Origin of the sequence: Sulfitobacter sp. CB2047, assembly GCF_000735125.2 — a bacterium.
GTDB lineage: Bacteria > Pseudomonadota > Alphaproteobacteria > Rhodobacterales > Rhodobacteraceae > Sulfitobacter > Sulfitobacter pontiacus.
Map to the genome: position 1 here is coordinate 1,992,481 of NZ_CP072613.1, position 20,718 is coordinate 2,013,198.

24 protein-coding genes are annotated in these 20,718 nt (G+C 54.8%); 9 read left to right on the forward strand and 15 right to left on the reverse strand.

Annotation, left to right across the window (positions count from 1 at the left end; all coding sequences use genetic code 11):
* Positions 1-18 precede the first annotated feature (18 nt).
* Positions 19-1,089, reverse strand: a complete 1,071-nt coding sequence (gene recA / locus IV89_RS09840; protein ID WP_005853202.1) for a recombinase RecA — start codon at positions 1,087-1,089, stop codon at positions 19-21.
* A gap of 206 nt (positions 1,090-1,295) precedes the next feature.
* Here recA and IV89_RS09845 point away from each other — a divergent pair, with 206 nt between their 5' ends.
* Entirely contained in the window at positions 1,296-1,889 is a 594-nt protein-coding gene (locus IV89_RS09845; protein ID WP_037944130.1) for a hypothetical protein, read from the forward strand.
* 12 nt (positions 1,890-1,901) lie between these two features.
* Here the strand turns inward: IV89_RS09845 and IV89_RS09850 are convergent, their stop codons facing one another.
* The 11 genes from IV89_RS09850 to IV89_RS09900 all read right to left on the reverse strand — a co-directional run bounded on the left by IV89_RS09850 (position 1,902) and on the right by IV89_RS09900 (position 10,343).
* A complete protein-coding gene (locus tag IV89_RS09850; protein ID WP_037944129.1) occupies positions 1,902-4,187 on the reverse strand; it encodes an ATP-binding protein in 2,286 nt (761 codons plus the stop codon).
* 114 nt (positions 4,188-4,301) lie between these two features.
* Positions 4,302-5,462 (reverse strand): RsmB/NOP family class I SAM-dependent RNA methyltransferase, encoded by a 1,161-nt coding sequence (locus IV89_RS09855; RefSeq protein ID WP_037944128.1) that lies wholly within the window; start codon positions 5,460-5,462, stop codon positions 4,302-4,304.
* 93 nt (positions 5,463-5,555) lie between these two features.
* The gene (locus tag IV89_RS09860; protein WP_037944127.1) at positions 5,556-6,872 is read right to left on the reverse strand and encodes a site-specific integrase; all 1,317 of its coding nucleotides are present in this window, start codon (positions 6,870-6,872) and stop codon (positions 5,556-5,558) included.
* 54 nt (positions 6,873-6,926) lie between these two features.
* Positions 6,927-7,226, reverse strand: a complete 300-nt coding sequence (locus IV89_RS09865) for a helix-turn-helix domain-containing protein (protein ID WP_160171653.1) — start codon at positions 7,224-7,226, stop codon at positions 6,927-6,929.
* Positions 7,227-7,541: 315 nt separating this feature from the next.
* Positions 7,542-8,093 carry an HNH endonuclease gene (locus IV89_RS09870; protein WP_146152949.1) on the reverse strand — a complete coding sequence of 184 codons (552 nt, stop codon included), beginning with the start codon at positions 8,091-8,093 and terminating at the stop codon, positions 7,542-7,544.
* Entirely contained in the window at positions 8,090-8,368 is a 279-nt protein-coding gene (locus tag IV89_RS09875; RefSeq protein ID WP_037944125.1) for a hypothetical protein, read from the reverse strand. The genes IV89_RS09870 and IV89_RS09875 overlap by 4 nt, the downstream gene beginning before the upstream one ends.
* 131 nt (positions 8,369-8,499) lie before the next feature.
* Positions 8,500-8,796 (reverse strand): hypothetical protein, encoded by a 297-nt coding sequence (locus tag IV89_RS09880; RefSeq protein WP_037944123.1) that lies wholly within the window; start codon positions 8,794-8,796, stop codon positions 8,500-8,502.
* Positions 8,796-9,134: a hypothetical protein gene (locus IV89_RS09885; RefSeq protein ID WP_037944122.1), complete on the reverse strand. Its 339-nt coding sequence runs from the start codon at positions 9,132-9,134 to the stop codon at positions 8,796-8,798. The genes IV89_RS09880 and IV89_RS09885 overlap by 1 nt, the downstream gene beginning before the upstream one ends.
* Positions 9,131-9,754: a hypothetical protein gene (locus IV89_RS09890; protein ID WP_181358635.1), complete on the reverse strand. Its 624-nt coding sequence runs from the start codon at positions 9,752-9,754 to the stop codon at positions 9,131-9,133. Before IV89_RS09890 ends, IV89_RS09885 begins: the two co-directional genes overlap by 4 nt.
* Positions 9,755-9,817: 63 nt before the next feature.
* Complete coding sequence (locus IV89_RS09895) at positions 9,818-9,991, reverse strand: hypothetical protein (RefSeq protein WP_160171652.1); 174 nt, start codon at positions 9,989-9,991, stop codon at positions 9,818-9,820.
* A gap of 13 nt (positions 9,992-10,004) precedes the next feature.
* On the reverse strand, positions 10,005-10,343 hold the full coding sequence (locus IV89_RS09900; RefSeq protein WP_146152948.1) for a hypothetical protein: 339 nt from the start codon (positions 10,341-10,343) through the stop codon (positions 10,005-10,007).
* A 515-nt stretch (positions 10,344-10,858) separates the two neighbouring features.
* On the opposite strand from IV89_RS09900, the gene IV89_RS09905 reads away from it, so the two are divergent.
* Complete coding sequence (locus tag IV89_RS09905; protein WP_037944120.1) at positions 10,859-12,655, forward strand: hypothetical protein; 1,797 nt, start codon at positions 10,859-10,861, stop codon at positions 12,653-12,655.
* A 195-nt stretch (positions 12,656-12,850) separates the two neighbouring features.
* Positions 12,851-13,666, forward strand: a complete 816-nt coding sequence (locus tag IV89_RS09910) for a hypothetical protein (RefSeq protein ID WP_037944119.1) — start codon at positions 12,851-12,853, stop codon at positions 13,664-13,666.
* 52 nt (positions 13,667-13,718) lie between these two features.
* Here the strand turns inward: IV89_RS09910 and IV89_RS09915 are convergent, their stop codons facing one another.
* Positions 13,719-14,327 carry a hypothetical protein gene (locus IV89_RS09915; RefSeq protein ID WP_037944118.1) on the reverse strand — a complete coding sequence of 203 codons (609 nt, stop codon included), beginning with the start codon at positions 14,325-14,327 and terminating at the stop codon, positions 13,719-13,721.
* Between the two features lie 80 nt (positions 14,328-14,407).
* Positions 14,408-14,821 carry a hypothetical protein gene (locus IV89_RS09920; protein ID WP_235183780.1) on the reverse strand — a complete coding sequence of 138 codons (414 nt, stop codon included), beginning with the start codon at positions 14,819-14,821 and terminating at the stop codon, positions 14,408-14,410.
* Positions 14,822-15,183: 362 nt separating this feature from the next.
* On the opposite strand from IV89_RS09920, the gene IV89_RS09925 reads away from it, so the two are divergent.
* A complete protein-coding gene (locus IV89_RS09925; RefSeq protein WP_037944115.1) occupies positions 15,184-16,581 on the forward strand; it encodes a hypothetical protein in 1,398 nt (465 codons plus the stop codon).
* 42 nt (positions 16,582-16,623) lie between these two features.
* Here the strand turns inward: IV89_RS09925 and IV89_RS09930 are convergent, their stop codons facing one another.
* Complete coding sequence (locus IV89_RS09930; RefSeq protein ID WP_051843953.1) at positions 16,624-17,826, reverse strand: MobA/MobL family protein; 1,203 nt, start codon at positions 17,824-17,826, stop codon at positions 16,624-16,626.
* 210 nt (positions 17,827-18,036) lie between these two features.
* Between IV89_RS09930 and IV89_RS09935 the strand changes: the two genes are divergently transcribed.
* From IV89_RS09935 to IV89_RS09955, 5 genes are all read left to right on the forward strand, one after another.
* Positions 18,037-18,291, forward strand: coding sequence for a hypothetical protein (locus IV89_RS09935; protein WP_037944114.1), 255 nt, complete (start codon positions 18,037-18,039; stop codon positions 18,289-18,291).
* Between the two features lie 77 nt (positions 18,292-18,368).
* Positions 18,369-18,653, forward strand: a complete 285-nt coding sequence (locus tag IV89_RS09940; RefSeq protein WP_037944113.1) for a hypothetical protein — start codon at positions 18,369-18,371, stop codon at positions 18,651-18,653.
* Positions 18,654-18,793: 140 nt separating this feature from the next.
* The gene (locus tag IV89_RS09945; protein WP_037944111.1) at positions 18,794-19,036 is read left to right on the forward strand and encodes a hypothetical protein; all 243 of its coding nucleotides are present in this window, start codon (positions 18,794-18,796) and stop codon (positions 19,034-19,036) included.
* Positions 19,037-19,063: 27 nt separating this feature from the next.
* Positions 19,064-19,252, forward strand: coding sequence for a single-stranded DNA-binding protein (locus IV89_RS09950; protein WP_051843952.1), 189 nt, complete (start codon positions 19,064-19,066; stop codon positions 19,250-19,252).
* 414 nt (positions 19,253-19,666) lie between these two features.
* A complete protein-coding gene (locus tag IV89_RS09955) occupies positions 19,667-20,716 on the forward strand; it encodes a NotI family restriction endonuclease (RefSeq protein ID WP_051843951.1) in 1,050 nt (349 codons plus the stop codon).
* Positions 20,717-20,718: the final 2 nt, after the last annotated feature.

Below are 20,718 nucleotides of genomic sequence, written 5' to 3' on the forward strand. Positions count from 1 at the left end.
CACTTGCGGTGCAAGCCTTTACGCTTCGAGGATATCCGCGTCGTCGCTGTCGGAGCCGTCGAAGTCCAGCCCATGGGCCGCGCGGATCTTGTCTTCGATCTCATTTGCCATGGCGGTGTTTTCTTTCAGGAAGGTCTTGGCGTTTTCACGCCCCTGCCCGATCCGTTCATCGCCATAGCTGAACCACGATCCCGATTTATCAACCACGCCAGCTTTGACCCCAAGATCCAGCAGCTCGCCCATCTTGGAGATCCCTTCCCCATACATGATGTCGAATTCGACCTGCTTGAACGGTGCGGCGACCTTGTTCTTGACGATCTTGACCCGTGTGGCGTTGCCGACCACCTCGTCACGATCCTTGAGCGCGCCAATGCGGCGGATGTCCAGACGCACGGAAGAATAGAATTTCAGCGCGTTCCCACCGGTCGTCGTTTCGGGTGACCCGAACATAACGCCGATTTTCATCCGGATCTGGTTGATGAAAATCACCATGCAGTTCGATCGCGAGATCGAGCCTGTCAGCTTACGCATTGCCTGGCTCATCAGACGGGCCTGCACCCCGACAGAGCTGTCGCCCATATCGCCTTCCAACTCGGATTTGGGCGTGAGCGCCGCGACGGAGTCGACCACCACCATATTCACCGCACCGGAGCGGACCAACGTATCCGTAATTTCAAGCGCTTGTTCGCCGGTGTCAGGCTGGGAAATCAGCAGCTCGTCGATATCAACGCCCAGTTTGCGCGCGTATTGCGGGTCAAGCGCGTGTTCCGCGTCAACAAAGGCACAAACGCCGCCGTTTTTCTGCTGCTCCGCAACACAATGCAGGGTCAATGTGGTCTTACCCGAGGATTCCGGGCCGTAAATCTCGATGATCCGCCCCATGGGCAGACCGCCGATACCAAGTGCGATATCCAGCCCCAACGAACCAGTCGAGCTTGCCTTGATGTCCTGAATGGCCCCTTCGGCCCCCAGCTTCATGATCGACCCTTTGCCGAACTGGCGTTCAATCTGTGCCAGCGCGCTGTCCAGGGCCTTTTGCTTTTCAGCTTGTTTCTTGTTGTCCATAGTCAAAAGATCTGCCGTTGCCATGATAGGTTATCCTCTTACTGTCACAGTGGTCTGCAAGCCGCAATCATCATGCCCCGACCATCTTGATGTTCTTTCTATGTTCCATATGAGATCAAAATGAGAACATTACAATGTATTTGTTTGCCCTTTCATCTATTTATTGAACTGATTAACATTCGGTTGATACGCGAAAATTACTATTCGACTGACGAAAGGTTTTCTTTCAAGTGCTTGTTTTCTTTAAGGAGCGCCTTGCGTTTTTGTCGGTGCCAAAAACCGGCACCACCGCATATGAAACCGCTTTGGCCCCCCGGGCGGATATGGTGATTTCTGAACCGCCCATCCTGAAACATGCGCCGGTCTATCGCTACAACCGGTTTATTCGCCCGATGTTTCTGAAAGTCTGTGACACGGAGCTTGAATTGATGGCCGTCATGCGCGAACCGATCAGTTGGCTGGGCAGTTGGTATCGCTATCGGCAGCGGCCCTTTATGCAGGGCAAGCCCAATGCCACCTTCGATGTGAGTTTTGATGAATTCATCCTTGCCTATATGAAGGGGAAAAAGCCTGGGTTTGCCGACGTGGGCAGCCAGCTAAACTTTATGGCAGCGCAACCGAACGGAACGGGCATAACCCATTATTTTCGATACGAGAATCAGGATCGGTTAAAAGGTTTTCTTGAACAAAGGCTCGACGTGACGCTTGATCTGAAACAAGAAAACGTGTCCCCCCAAATGGACCTGCATCTTTCCCCGGAGATAGAGCAACGTTTCAAACGCAAATTCGCGGATGAATTCGCGCTTTACGACTCGATCGAGTAGCGACCAGCCAGCCTATTGGATCTGACTGTTCACAGTGTTCGTCAGCTCCGTCAGCGAAAACGGTTTAGGCAGGAAAACAGAATTGGGAATCGTCATCTGGGCATCGCCGAAACTATCCTCGGCATAGCCAGAGACAAAGACCACAGGCACCCCCGGTCGTGCTTTCAGCGCCTCGCGTACCCAAGTGGGGCCATCCATCCCCGGCATGATCACGTCGGTCACAAAGACATCAATATTAAGCGCTTGGTCCTCAAGGGTTTTTAGTGCCATCTCGGCCGAGTCGGCTTCTAGAACAGTATAGCCGCGCATGCGCAGCGCGCGGCTGGCAAATGCACGCACCGGTGCTTCGTCTTCGACCAGCAAGACGGTCCCGTCCTCTCTTTTCGATCCGGTCGGGGAAGCGGTTAGTTTCATCGGCGCTGATGCCTCCGCGCCCTTGCTATGGCACGGAAAATACAGGGTGAAGGTGGTGCCTTCCCCGATCGTGCTATCGACGAAAATATAGCCCCCCGACTGTTTGACAATACCGTAGGCGGTGGACAGCCCCAGCCCCGTCCCCTCGCCGGTCCGTTTGGTGGTGTAGAAGGGTTCAAACACTTTTTGCAAACGGTCCTGCGGGATGCCTTCGCCCTCGTCGGTGACCTGAACAGTTACGTATTTCCCGACGGGCACGGTCACCCGATCACGTGTAAGCGGTTCAGCCAGCTGGGTATTTTCTGTGGTGACCTTGATTTCCCCGCCCATGGGCATAGCATCGCGCGCGTTCACGATCAGGTTCATCAGCACCTGTTCCAACTGGCGTTTATCTGCACGGATGGGTTGCAGGATCGGGTCATGGCTGAGCGTCAGGGTCACCGTTTCACCAACCAGACGATTAAGCAAATGGGTCAGGTCGGCAAGCGTGTCGCGCATATTGACCGTCTCGGGGCGGAGCGTCTGCTTGCGTGAAAAGGCGAGCAACTGCCCCACCAAAGCCGCAGCGCGGTTGGCATTCTGGTCGATCTGTACCAGATCGCTGTAATCACGATCGCCCGGGTCATGGCGCAGAAGGAGCAGGTCACAGTGGCCGGAAATAGCGGTGAGCAGATTGTTAAAATCATGGGCAACGCCCCCAGCAAGCTGTCCGATAGCCTGCATCTTTTGACTTTGGGTAAACTGCGCTTCCAACGATTTAAGCTCGGTCGCGTCATGTAACACGGCGATCAGCGTGGGCGTGCCGCCTTCGGAAATCAGGCTTAACCTTATCTGAACAAACACTTCCCGATCGCTGCGTTTAAGCCTGAGGAACTCGGGCTTTTGCAGCAATCTCCCTTCCAGCGTATCTTGCAACCAGTCCGAGATTGATCGTCCCAGCCCCTCCATCACGTCGGCAAGTGACACGCCTTCCGTCAATTCCGCGCCCACCAACTGCTCTGCCGGGGCGTTGAAGGACAAAACCTCGCCACTTGGGGCGACTTTGATGAGCGGGATCGGCAGGTTTTGAAGCGCGGACCACCCTGCGTCCTGAAACCGGTCGTTTGCATGGGGCAGAAAATATAGTGCGCGGCGGTTCGCCGAGGCTCCGATCTCGGCGACGGTCATGCATATGGGGCCTTTGGCAGTCTGCACGGTAACCATTTCCCCCGAAGCGATGGGGATATCGCCGATGATCTGGTTCAACGCTGTCACGCGTCTGCCGACTAGGCTGCGGGCCGCGGCGTTCATAAACAAAATGACATTGGAGTTGCTGGCCATGACCATTGGCAACCCGTGATCGCTGGTGCCAGCCCCGTTTTCGGACGCGTCCCACAAGGTTTCGAGCCGCCAAAATAGATCTTCCCCCACGCGGTGCGCGGACAGGCGCATGGTGCCGTCACGGGTGTTGATGTCTTCTTTCGCAGCGCCCCCTTCCGTCGCCTTGGCCGCGAGCCGAGACGACAGCGCCTCTGGGTCCGCGAAAAGCGGCGCGAGCAGGTCGGCGATGGTGGGCTGTGCCGGACGCAGAAAGGTGGTTAACGCGACGTTGTTCTGCGCAACGATATCGCCTTCCTTGGTGGTAAGTACACAGGGGTTCGGATCATCAGCCATCGTGGTTTTTGCCGCCGTACGCTGCGCGCGTTGCACCCGCTGGCGGCGCAGCGCGACCACAAAGTTAACCAAGACAGCAAGGCCGACAGTGGCGCTGGCAGCCTGTAGAACGATGGCCAGAGAGCGCGCTGGAGCGATTGAACCAAGGATGGCGGCGAAGATAACAAAGGCTGATAGCACCAGCCAACGCTTACCAAAGACGATCTGACGAGCCGCACTTTCTTGAGCCAACACTTTCCCCCTAAATCATGAAACCGAGTTCATTTAGACTTAGGAGGGTTAATGTGCTGTTAATTTCGTATCAGGTCAAAGAAAATAACATCTTCAAGTTGTTTCAAAGATCCTTCAACGACGTTTAAAATGTGCCGTGAAAAATCCGTCACCCTGCGCATCTACATGGAAACGCTTGGTAAATACCTGCGTCCAGTCCGGGTTCCGCGCCAGAAACGCCGCGGCCCGATCTTCGTTTTCAGATTGCAGAACCGAGCATGTCGCATAGGCCAGCGTCCCGTTTTTGGCGGTCAGCGTGGCGGCGTGATCCAGGATTTTATCCTGAATTTGTGTCAATTCTTCCAGACGACCGGCTGTAAACGTCCACTTGCCTTCGGGCGACCGGCGCCACGACCCGCTCCCCGAACAGGGAGCGTCACATAGAACGACGTCAAAGGGGCCTGCCCCGTCCAATTCATCGGTTGTCACCTGTCTGACGGTTACACCAGCGCGGTCTGCGCGCGCGGGCAGGTCGACCATTCGGCGCGGATCGATGTCGTGGGCAAAGACAGTCGCATCGCGCCGCGCGGCCATTGCCAGCGCCTTGCCGCCGCCACCTGCGCAATAATCAAGCATCCGTTCAGCTTCGGGAAGCGCTGCCACAACCGCTTGGCTGGCCGCATCCTGAAGTTCAATATCACCGTGTAAGTAGCTGTCAGAGTTGCGAAGTTTCCGCTCCCCTTCAGTCACCGTCAGGGCGGTGGTGCAAAGGTCATTCGTGCGTGTTTCGATGCCGGCTTCGGCCAACGCCTCTGCCACATCCGCGACCGTTGCCTGCGCCGTATTCACCCGGACAGAGATCGGTGCCCGCGATTGCAGAGCCTGCGCGACAGCTTCGGCGTCTGCCCCAAGCGACGCCTGAAACAGCGGTATGATCCAGTCCGGCAGGTTCCACAGGGTCGCCATATCACTTGGCGCGTCGGGGGTCGTGGCCTCTGCGTCCGACAACGGCAGCGGCGCGTGACCTTGCCCGTTGAACAGCGGCGCAAGGTCGATGCCTTGCGCCCGCAAGACGCCAATCATCAGCGCCCGCCCCGTGTCACCCCCCCCAAGGTGCGCGGCCAGCCGCCGCTGCCGCAAGACATCGAACACATGATCGCGCACCGCAGCACGGTCCTTGGACCCCGCATAGCGACTGCCACGGGCCCAACGGGTCAAGGCTTGCTCCGCCGGGACACCGTCCGCCATTGTGTTCAAAATCTCGATGGCGGCAGAGATGCGCGCGCCGGGGGTCATGCTTGGGTCACGTAGATTACGCCTTTGATTTAAGGGAGTTACCCGATGCGGTAGTTCGGGCTTTCGCGGGTGATCTGCACATCATGCACATGGCTACCGGTTGTTTTCTTTCAACCACTTACGGCTCAATTGCATCTGATTTGCATCTATTTTCTTAGCCAATTCTCGTGCTGTGGCCCATTCATAATCGACTTTCGGATCATCCAGGCGGAGGTTCAGGTCGCAATGCATCTGTATCGCCGGCCACCACTCTTCGTCCAGAGCTTTTCGGACCGGGTCAAAATGGGCCAGCTTTGCGCGCATATAGATCAGAGTGGTCTTGCTGCCGTCAATGTTCCGCATCTGCCGTCGTTCACGCGTATCCAGCGCGGCGACGTGGCCAGCCAGTATCGACAGGCTCTTCGCAGGCACACGCATTTCAAGCCAGTCGATCAATGTGTGACGGATCGAATACCAGTTCACATTTTCTGCCTTTTCTTCGCCGAGGGCACGCTTCGCAATCCGGTGGATGATCTGTGTGCCGTTGCGGCCCTTGAGGCCCTCTGACCGATAGTGGATTAGCTGCTGGTCCGGCCCCGCCGTCATTGTAGCTTCCGCAGCCGCCCATCTCATAGGGCCGGTTACGGGAACCACTGGTCGATACTTTTTACCCTGCTTCCACCCCTCCGGCAGAGTGTTGATCGCATCAACATCCCAGAGGACTTGATCAAGCCACATGGGGGTAAATACTCCGCTTCTCGCACCGCATCCGAGCTCGAACAGCATTATATGAAGGTGGTGTCGGAATTCGCATGCGTCGATTAGCTTTCCGATCTCCGAAAAGGATAAATGGCGACCCTTTGGATCTCGGTCAATCGGTGCCGTGCGGCCCGCTACCCGGATCGTAGGCACTGGACTCGGTCCTGCAATGATGCGCTCATCGAGCAGGAAATTCAGCGTCGCCCTGGCAATATTTACAACATCTTCGATTGTATTGGGGTGGATGGGCCTGTGTCTCGCTCCGCGGCTGTTGTCGCGATTATCTCCCGTCCAGCCATCAAGCATGCGATCGCGCATCATGCGGATTGCGTCAGGAAGTTCGCTCGCCGGCACCTTAGACAAAGCGGACTTGAAATAGAGCTTGTAGGCTTCGTCAAGGCGCCGAACGCGCCCAACTGACAGGTTCGGCTTCTTCTCCCGGCAATAGAAGTGCCAGAGCTCTTCGAATGTCGGATTGTTCGGGCGCTCAATCAGGTCACCCGGAGAAACAAGTGCGGCCATCCGCCGCCACGCTTCACCCTCAGCGCGAGCACGGTCTCTGCCAAAACTCTCGGACTCTTGCTTTCCGGTATTCTTATTCGTCCATCTGAGATGGTAGGTGTTTCGGTTTTGCGCGACCGTAAATTGGCCGATCCGTTCGAGTGTCTTCATGTCCGCATCTATCTCCGTGGCTTTCACTCACGTCAACAGATGCAACTGAGATCGTCAACCGAAAATTCCGGCTCGCAGGGCGGCCTTGTCGGGGTTTGTGTTGTAGGTTTTGCTGCGTTTCGTTGTCGGGCGCAATGCCAACGACTTTGCCGGAACTTCCTGCTCTTTCATCCAAGACAGAAGTGAGGCCGACATGTATCGAACAGGCTTTCCTGGAATGTGAGGGATAAGTTCCGATCGGCGCAACTCTCGGAGCTTCGTCAGCCCGATCCGAAGAAATTCAGCAGCTTCAGGCTCGGTCAAAATTTCAGTATAAGCGGCAGAAAACTCGTTGGATTTAGGCTGGAAATACACGTGCAAGACTCCTCATTTTCGAGGAGATGCGTCTCTTTCTGAGAGGTCGGAAATTTGCGTGGTTAACGTTCGATATCTCTATGCTCGGGGGCGATTGTGCGTAGCCGCAAGAAATCAGCCTGGCAAAAGAGCATTGAGGTTCTTGATACCGTGGATTCCAAGCTTGATTGAGGCGACTTAGGCGAGCCACATGAACAGCACGACGCCCAGGCGGATCATCCTGACTGCCTTTTCAGCACCCAGGCTGGCTGCGGAGAAAGCCATCCAATGAGACCGACCAAGGCGAGGGGTCCGAAAGCTGCCCTGGATCAGCGATCATAGCGGCCACCCATTGACGCCAAACTGCGGCTTCACTTTGCCGCCGTTGCCTTCGCGTGATGTCTTGATCGCGTTGCAGATTGATTGGAGAATGCGCTCATCATCGTAATGCATCGTCTCGCCCGAAGCGGTCATCACCATCCCGTCAGCGTCTGCCGTTGCTCTGTTGATGATGTGATCAACCGCATCCAACTGAGTGGTGCGACCCAGATCAAAGCATAGCTGGCACAAACCAATGTCACGCTGTTTGATACGTTCAGCGAGCTTACGCCAAGGCGCACCATAGCCACGCTCGGATGCGCTACCTCGCTGCCCCCTCAATTGTCCTGATCGTTTGGTTACATCTCTTATGCAGAGGAGATGTGGCCTTGCGTTACACTTCGGCGGCTGTGTCCCTGCCTGGCGCATATATCCACCAACCATCGAGCAGCATGCTGGCATCGCTTCTATGGGTGGAGCACAACACTCAAGGCGAACGGGTGGAGACCACATGATAGCAAAACCATCCTCGTCGAACTCCGGCGGTGGGTCGAGGCGGTAGAGATTCATGCGCACGCCTGCGCTTTGCGAAAGAACTCCAAGCGCTCGTGTGCAGACATTGCCGCCACCTTAACAGCAATGAGGTCTGCACCAGCGGCATGCAGCAAGGCATCGTAGACGCCATCATCCTGAGACCAGCCGATGAATTCTGAAGACCTCTTTGCCTGGTGCTTGATGTAGTCATTGCCATCAAGTGCAAACGAAACACCACGGTATATCAAGTGAGAGAAATCGAGGTCGATACATTGCAACTCAACGTCATCTGGATCAATTTCAATTTGCATCAGCCCTGCCTCCCAAAGCCGATACGATCAACCCCAAGAGATAAAAATAAACTTGATATCCATTGACGATAACCAATCCAATCAGGATGCTCCACTGTATGCCGGCGGAGCCTCGGACGTTGCGAACGATCTTATGCATCACAGCCCTCAAATGGATCTGTAAATAGGACTGGCAAATGAATAACGACAAAGTGCCCCATGCGCTCGCGAAAGCTCTCCATCATCTCGCGTTCACACTTCCGCTTGACCTCAACCTTTAAGGCTAAGATCTGCTGGCCGCTCATGATATGCAGCCAGACCAACACGTGGTTCGATACGCCATGTCGCTTCAGGTTGTCAGCGGTGAGATCGGCAGCGCGCTCTTCAAACGTTGGGTCGCGCTCCTCGATGTATTTGAGGGCGGCGAGTTGGTAGGGTTCGTAGCGCATCACCCCTGCCCTACCATGATCTGCACTGACTTTCCGCCAGTGGCTGGGGTGCTGTGATCACCGGAACCGCGAGGTTGATATCCGTCGTCCCGCTTAAATCTCTCTGCCTGTAGACGCTTAGCAGTCTTTCCGACCGCCTTCCCGAACCCGTCCCAGCTCTTCCGGATCCGATCCATGTCGCGCTGAAAATTCTCACTCATGTCGAGGCGTGCAGCATATGCGCGATATGCCCAGCTCGCTCTGTATCCACGCTTTTCGCCGAGGGCGACGAACTGCTCGAGGCTATGCGCGGAGTTGACCGCCATCTTCCATTTCAGGTGTTCAATATTGCTGGTCATGATGCACCGCTTTCGTGAGCGGCCTTCAGCAGCTCTATACGCTGGTGAGCACCGATCGGTTTTTCCGGCATCCACACGTCGACATCTGCGGTCTCGGAGTAGTAGCCATTAGACGAACCATGCCAACGGATGTCGATCAAACCACGGATCGTGCGAAGGCAGTAGAAAGTCCAGGTGGCGCTGCCGTAGGTCGAAGGGGCATCTTGAGTGCGCTCTTCGAAAACCTCAAGCGACACGCCAATCAGGTCGTCGAGATCGCCATTCACATCCCCAAGCGAGACGCTCTCGCAACAGTCCTGCCGATGATACATCTTCGCGAAGGTTCCGTCGTTGGAAACGAAGATGATTTGCTCATCATCAACCTGCGCCACATAGATGCAGACCTTCCCGATCAGGTCAGACATGCTCGCTTGGCGGGCGCCATTCCGGTAGTAGTAACCGTCCCGTTTCGCCTTCTCGCCAAGCGCGGCGAGGCTCGACCAGTCAATGGCATCATCAACGACCTCCGCCTTGACTTTCACAACGATCTCTTCTTGGGTGGGCACAGTCGCGGCTGTCTCTGTTCGGTGCCAGAATTCGACCAGTGCTACTTCCTGCATAATCGAATCCATCTTTTGCATCTTCTGTCTGTCTTTCTGTGTGTCTCCTTCGGAATTACGCCCCAGATCGTCGATCCAAAGCGATCAACCCATCTTTCTGAAAATCTCAGAAACAAGAAACCCCGACACGAACTCGACCCGCTTTTCCGGCGCCACAGAGCGCAATTTCAGCAACTGGTGCGCAGACCTACCCAGGCGCCGCAGATGCTCCTCAGACGCTTGCTCAGCGGCGCGGTGGATCGCTTCTTCGTATGTCATCACTGACTGCAACTCATGCCAGGACGAGCTTATGAAGCTGCGATATAGCCTGCATCCGTCCATGCGCTGAGAACCCTTGAGCACTGACTTGCAAAATGAAGTCGATGTCGCCGTTTTGTTCCCACGCAAACGTATAGCCGAGCGCTTGCAGCGCGCGGCGGGCTTCTGCAACAACTGGCCCATCAATCTTTGTCGTTGAAAGCGTGTCAGCGACTGCCACAGCAAGCTGATATGGAACGTTCGTTTGTTGAGCTGCAGCGAACAGTTTCAGGTTCTTGATGTGCGGAAATTGATACTCGCACCAAGCGGCTACCAGCACGAGGTCATCTTCGAGTTTGTCTTCGTCGATCATGTGGCTCTCCATGGGGCTTGCGAGGAGAACATTGGCCAGAGTGATTGTCGACGAAGGGGAAATCTCCTGGTCAGGCGACAACGCAGGGGGCAACGCCGATGTCCCCGATTTTCCCCTTCAGATCAATGGATTGCGCCTCCTGGAGTAAAGGGGCACGTCTCGCGCACCTTCTTTTCTACTGAACGCGGGAAAAATTTTCAGGTAAAAAGTCCTCTCATGTTTGTGCCTTTCTAACGAGAGGCAGCTTTACAACGTAAAAAAAGAAATTCCTCACACACAAAGAACTTCAAAACCCTGCCCCCTCTGCCCCTGATGAAAGCCAACAGTGCAGATTGGCTTGAAACAGAACTGAAACAATTCGTTACTTGCTTTACTTCACGAGATGTCGGGTGGGAACCATTTCCCTTGAGCGACAATGGCGTCGCATCTTCCCTGCTGGACCTGAAAAGCCCCCGGATTGATCCCCGGGGGCGGCCCAGACTGGGAGGAGCCAACAGGTCAAGGGTATAAAAAAAATGACAAAAAACGTTGAGGCAATTCGGCAGGCTCGGGATGCGGTGATCGAGAAGGTCGCAAAACTCGAAATGGTGAAAGCTGAAAAGGCGGCGCTGAACGCGACGGCGACGAAAAAGAACAAGGTCGACGCCGCGAAGGCCGCCGTCGCGGCCCGTGCAGATGTGACAGCCGCAAAGCGCGAGCTGGCTGGCATGGAGAAGGATCTCGCGAAGGCCGAGAAAGCCGCCGAGAAGGATGCGAAAGCCGAGGCAGCAAGGGCTGCCATAGAAGAGCGCGAAGAGAAGACCCGTATCCGAAAGCAACTCGCCGAGAGCAATCCGCTGATGGCATTCGATGTCAACTACAGCGCCCTCGGCGCATGGCTCGCCGAGAAGGCGAAAGGCCGGGCATGCTTCGTTGAAGGAGCGGGTTGGGGCGAATGGACTGGATCGCACTGGCAGTTTTCACAAAAGCCCAGTGCGGAGCTTCTTGATCGAGTGCGCCGCCTCTACGCGACCGAAACAGGCGACGTCGCCGACAAGCTGAATGCGAACGCCAAGAGCGCAGAGTATATCCTCGATCACGCGAAAGGCACCATGACCCTGCCGCGGGAGCTGTTCAACTCATTCCGGGTGGCTCATCTCGTCGCTTTTCAAAATTTGACTGTCGATCTGCGCACGGGCGGGGAAATACCGCATGATCCGGAGCACTACATGACCGGTGCCCTGAAGTGTGATTTCGACAAGGCCGCCGACGCGAGGCGTGTCGCGAGGACTTTTTCCCGCTTCTGGCCCGGTGATCCAGAGACCTCTCGGATGTTCCGGGTTTCGATCGGCTATTCTGTCACCGGCGAGGTGGCTGCGAAGCGTATGTTCTTCATGGCAGGCGATCAAAGCGACTCGAACTCGAACGGCGACAATGGCAAGTCACTGGTTCAGAACTCTCTCTTGAAGTTGTTCGGCGGCGGTCGAGGTGGGTGGGCTTGCTCCGTAAAGCCCGGCATCATTCTCGACACCGGAGACCGCGATGCGAACAGCCATGACGGTGCGAAAACGCCTCTCATCTGGCGCCGGTTCGCAATGGCATCCGAGCCGCGCAAGGGCTCAAGCATCGAGGCGGGGGAGTTCAACCGCATTTCTGGTGGCGACGAACAGACAGCACGCCCGCCGCACGGCACCGAGAACATCCAATTCGTGAACACGGCCAGCTTCTGGATGTCAATGAACGGGGTGCCACGCTTCAAGAGCTGGGACAAGGCGACGAAGGTCAGGCTCACACCCTTCCCTTTTAACCAGTCATTCTATGATCCCGGCACGGCGCCGGAGGGGTGCCAAGAGAAAGAGGTCGGCCTCGCAGAGTGGCTTGCGTCAGAAGATGGCCAGAAGGCTCTTGGTCTTTACGCCGTTCTCGGTGCGCGGGCATACTATCGCTTCAACAAGGGGAAGGCGGGCAACTTCCCGAACTCGTCGGCGGTGGAAGCGTTGCGTGACAAAATCCTTGAGAGTGCGAACCCGTATTGCGAGATGTTCGACGAATGGTTCGAATTTTTGCCGGCGCTCGACACGACCGCCCCTGCGATCAACAAGCTTTTCCAGATCTATCTCGGAGGACGTCAGCCGAAGCCCTATGAGAAGGAGCTGCTGCTGGATGCGATGGCCGGACACGGGGTGTCCAAGAATGTCGTAAAGATCCGCGGCGAACGCTACTACCGCGGCGTGGGACTGACCGAAAAGGCGATAGACATCATGAGGCAGCACCGCATGCCGAACCCGGTTCGAGAAAACTCCAAATCTGTTGTCAATGTCGCCGCCGAATGAATCCCCTCCGGCCGAGGTAATGGCCGGGACCTGTATCAACTTGCCCCCGATCTCATGATCGGGGTTCTTTTTTGCCCGACCACCAACACAAAATGTGGTGTGTTGCGCCGAGCTTTCCACAATAGAACGAATCGAGTATATTGCCTGCACGAGGAACTATCATCTCGTCAACGGCAATCACATGGATGCGACAATTTGAGCAAACAAGTTTTCCCCGGCGAGGATTTCGTCATCACTGATCCGGAACAACAGCCCGGCGTCACTCTTGAGGTTCATGCGGGCATTCGCCCCGTCATGTTGCTGGATGGATACCTGTCCGACACCAATGTCAGGTGCTCGTTCTGCAAGCAGAGGCAATGGCATCGCAAGGGCATCTTTGCCCTACTGCCTGACGGCAGCAAAGCGCTTTGCGGACATTGCTGCGCTGTTGAGCTCACAGACAAAACGACAGTTGCAAAAATCGAACGTAATCTCGAAAAACGGGTCGAGATCGCGGCGCACCGAAAAATGTCAGCAGCAGTGCTCGGAAACGCTCAAGAACTACTTCAAATACTTGATCGGGACTTCATCCCGGTTGAAAAAGAAATGCTCCAGATGATCGAGGAGATGGAGCGGATTTTCCCCTCATTGCAGCAGCGCAAGCCGCCGAAGCTCGCAGTGGCACGGGGTGGCCTCGCTACTATTATAGAAGCTGCCGAGCACAAGTTGACTGATCTTCGCGTGGAAGAAATCCTGAAAAAACGGAAACTGGTCGACGAAGCAATTCACACCGGCATTGAGTTGCTTGAAGAAGGCATCAAGGCATTCAAGCCAGAACATATCAGCCGCCAACTTCGTCATCTCGCGTTAAGAGCGAGATATGAAGAATCGAAGATGGTCGGTCGCACTATCACTGTCGGAAGATGGGAAATGTATCGCGGAGAATACGAATTCTGGGAAACGATCTACGAATTGCCGCTCATGGAGATGCCTTCAACTGCTACAATTCACGGAATGCTTGTAAATACCTGATATGTCAAAAGAATTTCCTGTAGAGGCCCCCGGCATACACCGGGGGTCTTTTTCATTTCAAGTTTTCATAGATCGTCTGCATTACAGCCACATCATCATTAGGCAACATGACCACTTCAACTTTTCCGTCTGCAAGACGATCAAAAGTCATCATGTCGCCAGTCGTTTCGCACCGAGCAAGATAGGGGGTGCGGCCCGGTTCGATATTGTCAGGCATAATACCAGCAATCTCAAGATTCCAAGCAGTCCATTCAGCGCCAGTCACGGGATCAAGGGTTGTTGTAATCGCCTCGTTCGGTGCCACTCCGAACGCAAGACCAACTCTTCTGCCTCGATAAGACCAGTAGTCTGCGTGTATATCATCGACCTGAGCGTGAGAAATATCTGCAGGGATTTCTGTCATGCCGCAAATAAGCCCAATGATCTTATGATCTCTCTGTAGATAGCTTATCAAGTATGGAGTGAAGTTCGCCTTCATATCTATCGTAGAACTTTTCTTTATTATATCCGCAGGAAGGCGCATGACGCGCATTTCGTTTCCAGGAACTTCTGCAAAACCATCATCAAAAATGGTTGCGGTGAAATCAATAGATTCCGAATTCGTCATTCGCTCGACAAGTCCAGCGATCGACTGAATGTCGCGGTAGAGTTTTTTCGTCATGTCTGCTCCGAAGTTTTGAACGTCATACCTGCATAAGGCAATGTTGCAACCGGAAATTGCAGAACAAGCAAGCGAGATCCTCACTCGGGCTCGACTTCCCGAGTATGGCACAGAAAAACACACAAACACGCTGGCTTGGATCTGACGGGTATTATCAGATCAAACTGACATGCGGCACGATTGTCGCCGAGCATCGTATCCTTTGGGAAGAAGCGCACGGTCCAATCCCGGACGGCTTCCAGATACATCACAAAAGTCACAATCGAACTGACAACCGGATCGAGAATCTGGATTGCGTCGATACCGTCACGCACAAGCGGCTGCATGTGGGTCATCGGTTGATTGATGGGGTTTGGGTAAAAACCTGCACCCAGTGCGGTGTAGAGCAGCCAGAGAACGATTTTCCTACGAAGCGATACGTCGAGGGTGTGCGCATGACTCGCGGCAATTGTCGCGAGTGCGAGCGCGAACGTCAGCGCGCGAAGAATGGTCATACCGGAGATAGGTTTACTGACGGAAGCCCAATTTTCGGACGTCATTTTGGCCCGCGATCAAGCTGATTTCAAAGCCACGGATCACGAGACTATGTCCTCGCTCGTGGAACGAAGCCTACGTCAGGTGAAACGACGTGGTATGAGAGGGCCTACTACGACCCAGAAATGGTCGACATAATGGCGACCAAACTTCGCTTCTACCATAACTACACGTTGGCCCCGAATAAGGGTTATCCGCTGAACCGGAGGAGGCCAGCTGAGAAGTTTGGGCTAACAAAAGGAAGAGTCTATACGCGAGGTCTGATCTATTTTAGGTAAGATAGGACTTACTGAGTTTTTATCGCAAATTTATAGGACCAAAAATGTCGGGAAAAGACGAATTTCTGCCACGGGTAATCATTGAATCCAATGAATATGGAGGCAGCTTTCGTATGAACTTCAAGCTTGTCGGTCCAGGTCGTGATACGGTTCCAGAAGGTGCCAAGGAAGTGCTCGAATCGTTCGAGGATTGGACAGCGTTTTGCATCGCCTCCATTAAACACATGCCTCCAATGTCTGGCTTTGGATATCACATCACGGATTATCAGATAAAAGAAGAGGTCCTTGCTTACCTCAAGGATAACGCAATCTCCAGCGAGGAGACCCCCGTAAACGCCGAAGGTAATAAAAACAACGGCGTTAGACACAGTTTCATTATTCATGACGATGATGTGGCTGCGGTTGCCCAGAAAATGGCTACTACATCTCACCTTCTAAAGGCTGCAAGTTCCATTCAGAGGGCAAATCTAAGCGCGCTGATCGCAGAGTTTGATTTCCTACTGCTTCGTCTTCTTCGAAGCGTCTGTCTTGATTTCCCCGAGCTGCTGATTCCAGGTGACGAAACAATTTCCGTTGGATACTTGCGAAGTGGAAAGAGTGTGCAGGATTGGGAAGCAGATCAGGTTGAAAAGGTCCTTTCCAAAAAATTGCGCGGGAGTCACAAAGACCTAATTGATTGGATTCTGAGCGACATCGCGAAACTAAACGACTTATCCTACGTTAAAAAAGATTCTCACTATCGGGACTTCTTGGAAGTGTGCCAGAGGAGGCACCTTTTCATTCACGCTGGTGGGGTTGTGAATAAGGAGTATCTCGAAAACTGCATTTCGGCGGGCATCCCAAAAGACAGCTTACCGAAATTGGGCACTCAACTTGACATCGACCATGAGTATCTAAGATCAGCAGCCGCGAGAGTATATGTAGTAGGTTCTTACATTCTACACTTGGTGTTTCAACAGGTGTATCGTGCACATGCCAGTAAGTCGTATTCTGCTCTGTTATCTGCTTCTCACGAGTTTCTTTTGGCAGAACTTACGAAGATGGCTGCCCGTATTGTCGAATTCGCCGAGTTCAATAAGGCAAAATTTGACAATGACCTTCGGCTAAAATTTGGGATCAACAAAGCATTGACTAAGCTCTTTGAGCCAGGCGTAGAAGAAGAAGCCCAAAGTCGAAATGCAGAGTTAGAACTGGCAAGATATGACTGGAGCGTAACCGATCCTGTCCTTGCACTCGCACTGGCGTGCGTAAAACGAGACTTCGAAAACTTACTTGAATTAGCTCAAAGCGCTCATACTGCTGGGCTTTCTCATAAGGACGCGAAGGCATTTGCTGTTTTCCGCGAGGCGCGCGAGACCGAAGGTTTCATGGAATGTTTCCCTAAATCGAGTCTGCTGATTACAGATGAAAGTCTTAGCGTCAGTTCGAGCACTGAAACCTGACAAGAACCACACGAGTCGGAAGGACTCGGGTCAGGCCGGGGGTTATCCCCCAGCTCTGGTGCGCTGCCTCTGGCGCTGGCGACCTGGCAATTTAACTGGACGGAAGGCGGGCAGCTGCTCGGGCTTCTTGTCGATTTTCGGATCGGCTTCTGGATCCACTTCGACATCGAACTCAGAAGCAATGAGTGCCCGCTCTTCTGCTTCCGGATCCGGCCTCGCGAGGGGCAACGGTGCACACGCAGACGGTGCCACAGTCTGTCTGTCTTTGGGCTTTTGTGAGCGTGTGAAGAACGCCGAAACCGCGCCGAACAAGATACCCAAGAGTTCCTCTGCCTGTTCCTCCTCGCCACGCTTGCGATGCCGCAGAGACTGAAACAAGGTTTCATCCCACAGCGACTGAAGCTGACGGTTTATATCAGAATTGCGGCGGGCGGATTTGATCCATCCTGGTGCGTCTGGCTCGGAGGTTCCGTAGGCCTTTGCTGCTGCACATTCCTTAAAATACTTGCGGGCGGTCGCAGCCTTCGCCGGGCCCAGGTGCTTTGCCAATCTCTTGGGTGGAGCGTCACCGACGGCAGCCCTTTCTTTATGAGATCGAAGGTCCACCTGGCCGCGATCTGATCCGCATTTTTTCAGCGCGCGATTGACTCGCCTCGTCCACTCATCGCGCATTGCGTTTACTTCTTGCGAGCCGCGAGACGGGAGTGGTTTGCCGTTTTTGTCGATGCCAGGCGAGGTGCGATCATCGAGTTCGCGGGCCTTCTTGCCAAGGCCAGTTGGTGAGTTCGGATCGACCGTGCGTGTGGTCATCAGGATGTGGACGTGCAGGTTCTTGGAGTCGTCACGCGGCGGCTGATGCACTGCGATTTGCACCGCGACACCGTAGCGCTCATGCATCCACATCGCGTAGCCACGCAGCAGTTTCCTGAGGTCTTTGTCTGGGATTTCGACCGGCAGCGCGATGCGCATTTCGCGAGCCGTTTGAGCTTTCTCACGATATGTGCCGTCGCGTTTCTTTTCAGCATTCTCAGCGGCGTTCCATAGGTCTTGCGGGTCACGATTTCGCCAGCCGAAAACACCTACGGTTTCGACACCACCCCTCTTGCTGAAGTCATGATGCTGGTCGCGACGTTCGTCGTAGAGACGTGCGGCAAGATGATATGCTGCGCGTGCGACTGCTGATTGTCCCTTTGATCTTTGAACGACTTCGATGCGCGCCCAAGATGCCGAGTGTCTGTCTGACATTTCTAATTTCCTCTTTGAAAAGGAAATAGGTCCCTGCGGGACCAAAGGTGTGTGTGTAGTTAAGGGCGCAAGGATGCAAAACGGGATTCTCCCGTTTCACCGCGGCCTGCGGCGCGACATATCTGCTCGATGTTTATTTGATGCGACTACCGTCGCGAAGGGCCTGGCGGGGCACTATTTCCCATTCAGAAAGACAGAAAAGAGATAGTCATGAAAGACTGGCAGAAGAAGAAAAGCGGGCTTGAACAGCGGTTCCTCGACCGCCTCGCGCGACTTGCAGAAGAAGAAGACCGTGACGCGCGGACGCATCGTTTGTGCATACTCGGTGGTGCGCTGGAATCAATGCTCGAAGCGGAGGGTGCCGAGCGCACAGAACGGATGCGACGGGCCTTGAACGATCACGTTGCTGAGCATCATCGCGATGTTGTGTGGGGTGATCTGGTCGGGCCAAACTTCGATATTTGAAAATAATCTGCTCACAAATTTCCGATCTGGAAATCTCGTTTCTATCTTCTTTTCACACACTGAAAATGGCGACTGACATGACCACCCAATGCCCAACAGAAATCAGCCGTAGATCACTTATCGAAGAGTTCACGGCATATGCGCGAGAGTGCGGGGCCTCGCCGGTCGAGCTGCTCAAAACGACCCGAGCCTTTTGCAACACAGCAGATGCGCCAGTAGCCACAAAGTCATCAACTGATGAACTGTTCCGCCTGTGTCGCAAGATCAGCATGATGACGCGGGGTGGTGGCAAGATCTACACGTTCTACACCGTCGCATTTCGCCAGCACTCCGACATTTGCTGTGCCGATTTTGCGGCCTGAAAATAGACAGCCCAGTCATTTGTAGCAGTCCGAACCCGTTCCCTAAGTCCATTGCAAAACAGAAGGAAACGGCTGCATGACGAAGCGGTGAAGCCTGCAGCAAAAGCGCCGAAAAAGCCCGCGGCAGAAGGCGTTGCTCTTTGCGCGAAGGCTATCATCAACAAGAACTTGAATCGGAAAATGCTAAGAACCACGCGCCGCAATGGATACAGGCGGGCCGCGAAGCTCAGGCTGCCGCATTCGAGCATCTTGAGGGGCAAGACCTCGAAGATTTTCTGATCGAAATGATGACAGTTCGCTGCTTCCGGCAGGGCCCTGATCTGCATGCTGGTCGCGCGGCGAACAAGGAACACTTCAATATCGCTTCCGATGTGATGCTCTAAATTCAACAATCCGAAAGGGAAACAGGCATGAACACAATCTCTCTCGTCGGCCGGGTGGTCGCAGATCACGACGGCGTCAAGTCCGTCGGTCAGACGCAGGTCCGTAACTTCCACGTCGCCAGCGACACCGGGTTCGGCGATCGTAAGAGCACGCTCTGGCCGGGATGCGCGATCTGGGGTGCACGCGCAGAGAAGCTGGCACCGTATCAGTCTTAGGGTCAGTATGTCGCAATCAGCGGCGAGCTGAGTCAGCGTGAATACGATAAGGACGGACAGACTCGGACCGCGCTGGAGTTGCGTGTCGGCAAGGTCGACCTGGGCCCGAAGGTTTCCGAGGGTTCCGCATCTGGCAACCAGAAACCCACCCCACCCGCAGGACAGATCGACGACGAGGTTCCTTTGTAACGTTCAAGCGCGGCCTCAGGCTCACGGAGATCACTGTGTAGGGCCCCGTCCTGGGCCTGTAGCATCGAGTGTGCGCGTCGGATTTTACTCCATTTTCGCCCGAATAGTAGTTCATGCATGGACACCCTGAGACCCGCCGGATCTGCCCTGCGGGTCTTTTTTTCTATCCACACATACGCCCCATTGGTAATGGTTTGAAAAACCATAGAATCGAGGGGCAGCGTGATGGCGAAAGCGCCGAAAGACAAAGAGATGTTCCATATCGCAGAATGGTATGGTCTGCCGTTCCTTGATCTGTCGGACGCTGACCGGGTCAGCCTCGGGAAATTCAGGGCGTCCGGGAAGATGCTGAATAAATCCGAGATGAAGCGCATTGTGGATCTCCGGGCCAAGGCCAAGCTCGGCCCGCTGTCTGCCACGGAGCAGAAAAGGCTTACAGACCTTGAGGCAAGCCTTAACGCTCTCCAGACGACACAGATGCCGTGTCCCTTCCGAACCGACACCCCCTTCCCATTCTGCAACAAACCCGGAGGCGTCTGCTCGATGCGCCTATACCAGGAGAAGCCCGGAGGTGGCATCCAGCCGGTAACCGGCAAGCGGGATTACATCCGCAGCATGTGCCCGGTCCGTTACCAAGAGAAAAATATCGTTGCTCAGCACATCGGCCAGGACCTCCTGGGTGACCCGAATCCGTTCCAAGTCGGCGAGGTCGGGTTCCTGGAATCGACCGGCAATCTCGACAGCGACCCTGGACAGAGTGTCGGGAACATCGACATGGTCCTCGCCGCAACGAACAATCCGGTGGGCCACCCGATGAAGTGGGCCGCAGTCGAGATTCAGGCGGTCTACTTCTCCGGCGCGGAGATGGGCAAGGAGCTAACTGCGATCGCAAATAGCGGTGGCCAGCTGGCAATGCCCAACGATCGGCGCCGGCCTGACTACCGCTCAAGTGGTCCAAAGCGGCTCATGCCACAGCTTCAGATCAAAGTGCCCACCTTGCGGCGATGGGGAAAAAAGATGGCAGTCGTGGTCGACATCGCTTTCTTCAAGTCTATGGGCAAGATGCGCGAGATGCCTGACGTTTCGAACTGCGACATCGTTTGGTATCTCGTTGACTTCATCCAAGCGGCACCGGGGGCCCCGTTCGAGCTCCAGATGGTCGACCGCCGACTGACCACATTGGAGCACTCCATCGAAGGGCTGACGGGCGGCATCCCTGTCGCGATGGGTGACTTCGAGGGCGCGATTGAGGACAAAATGAACGCCGGACCGTAACG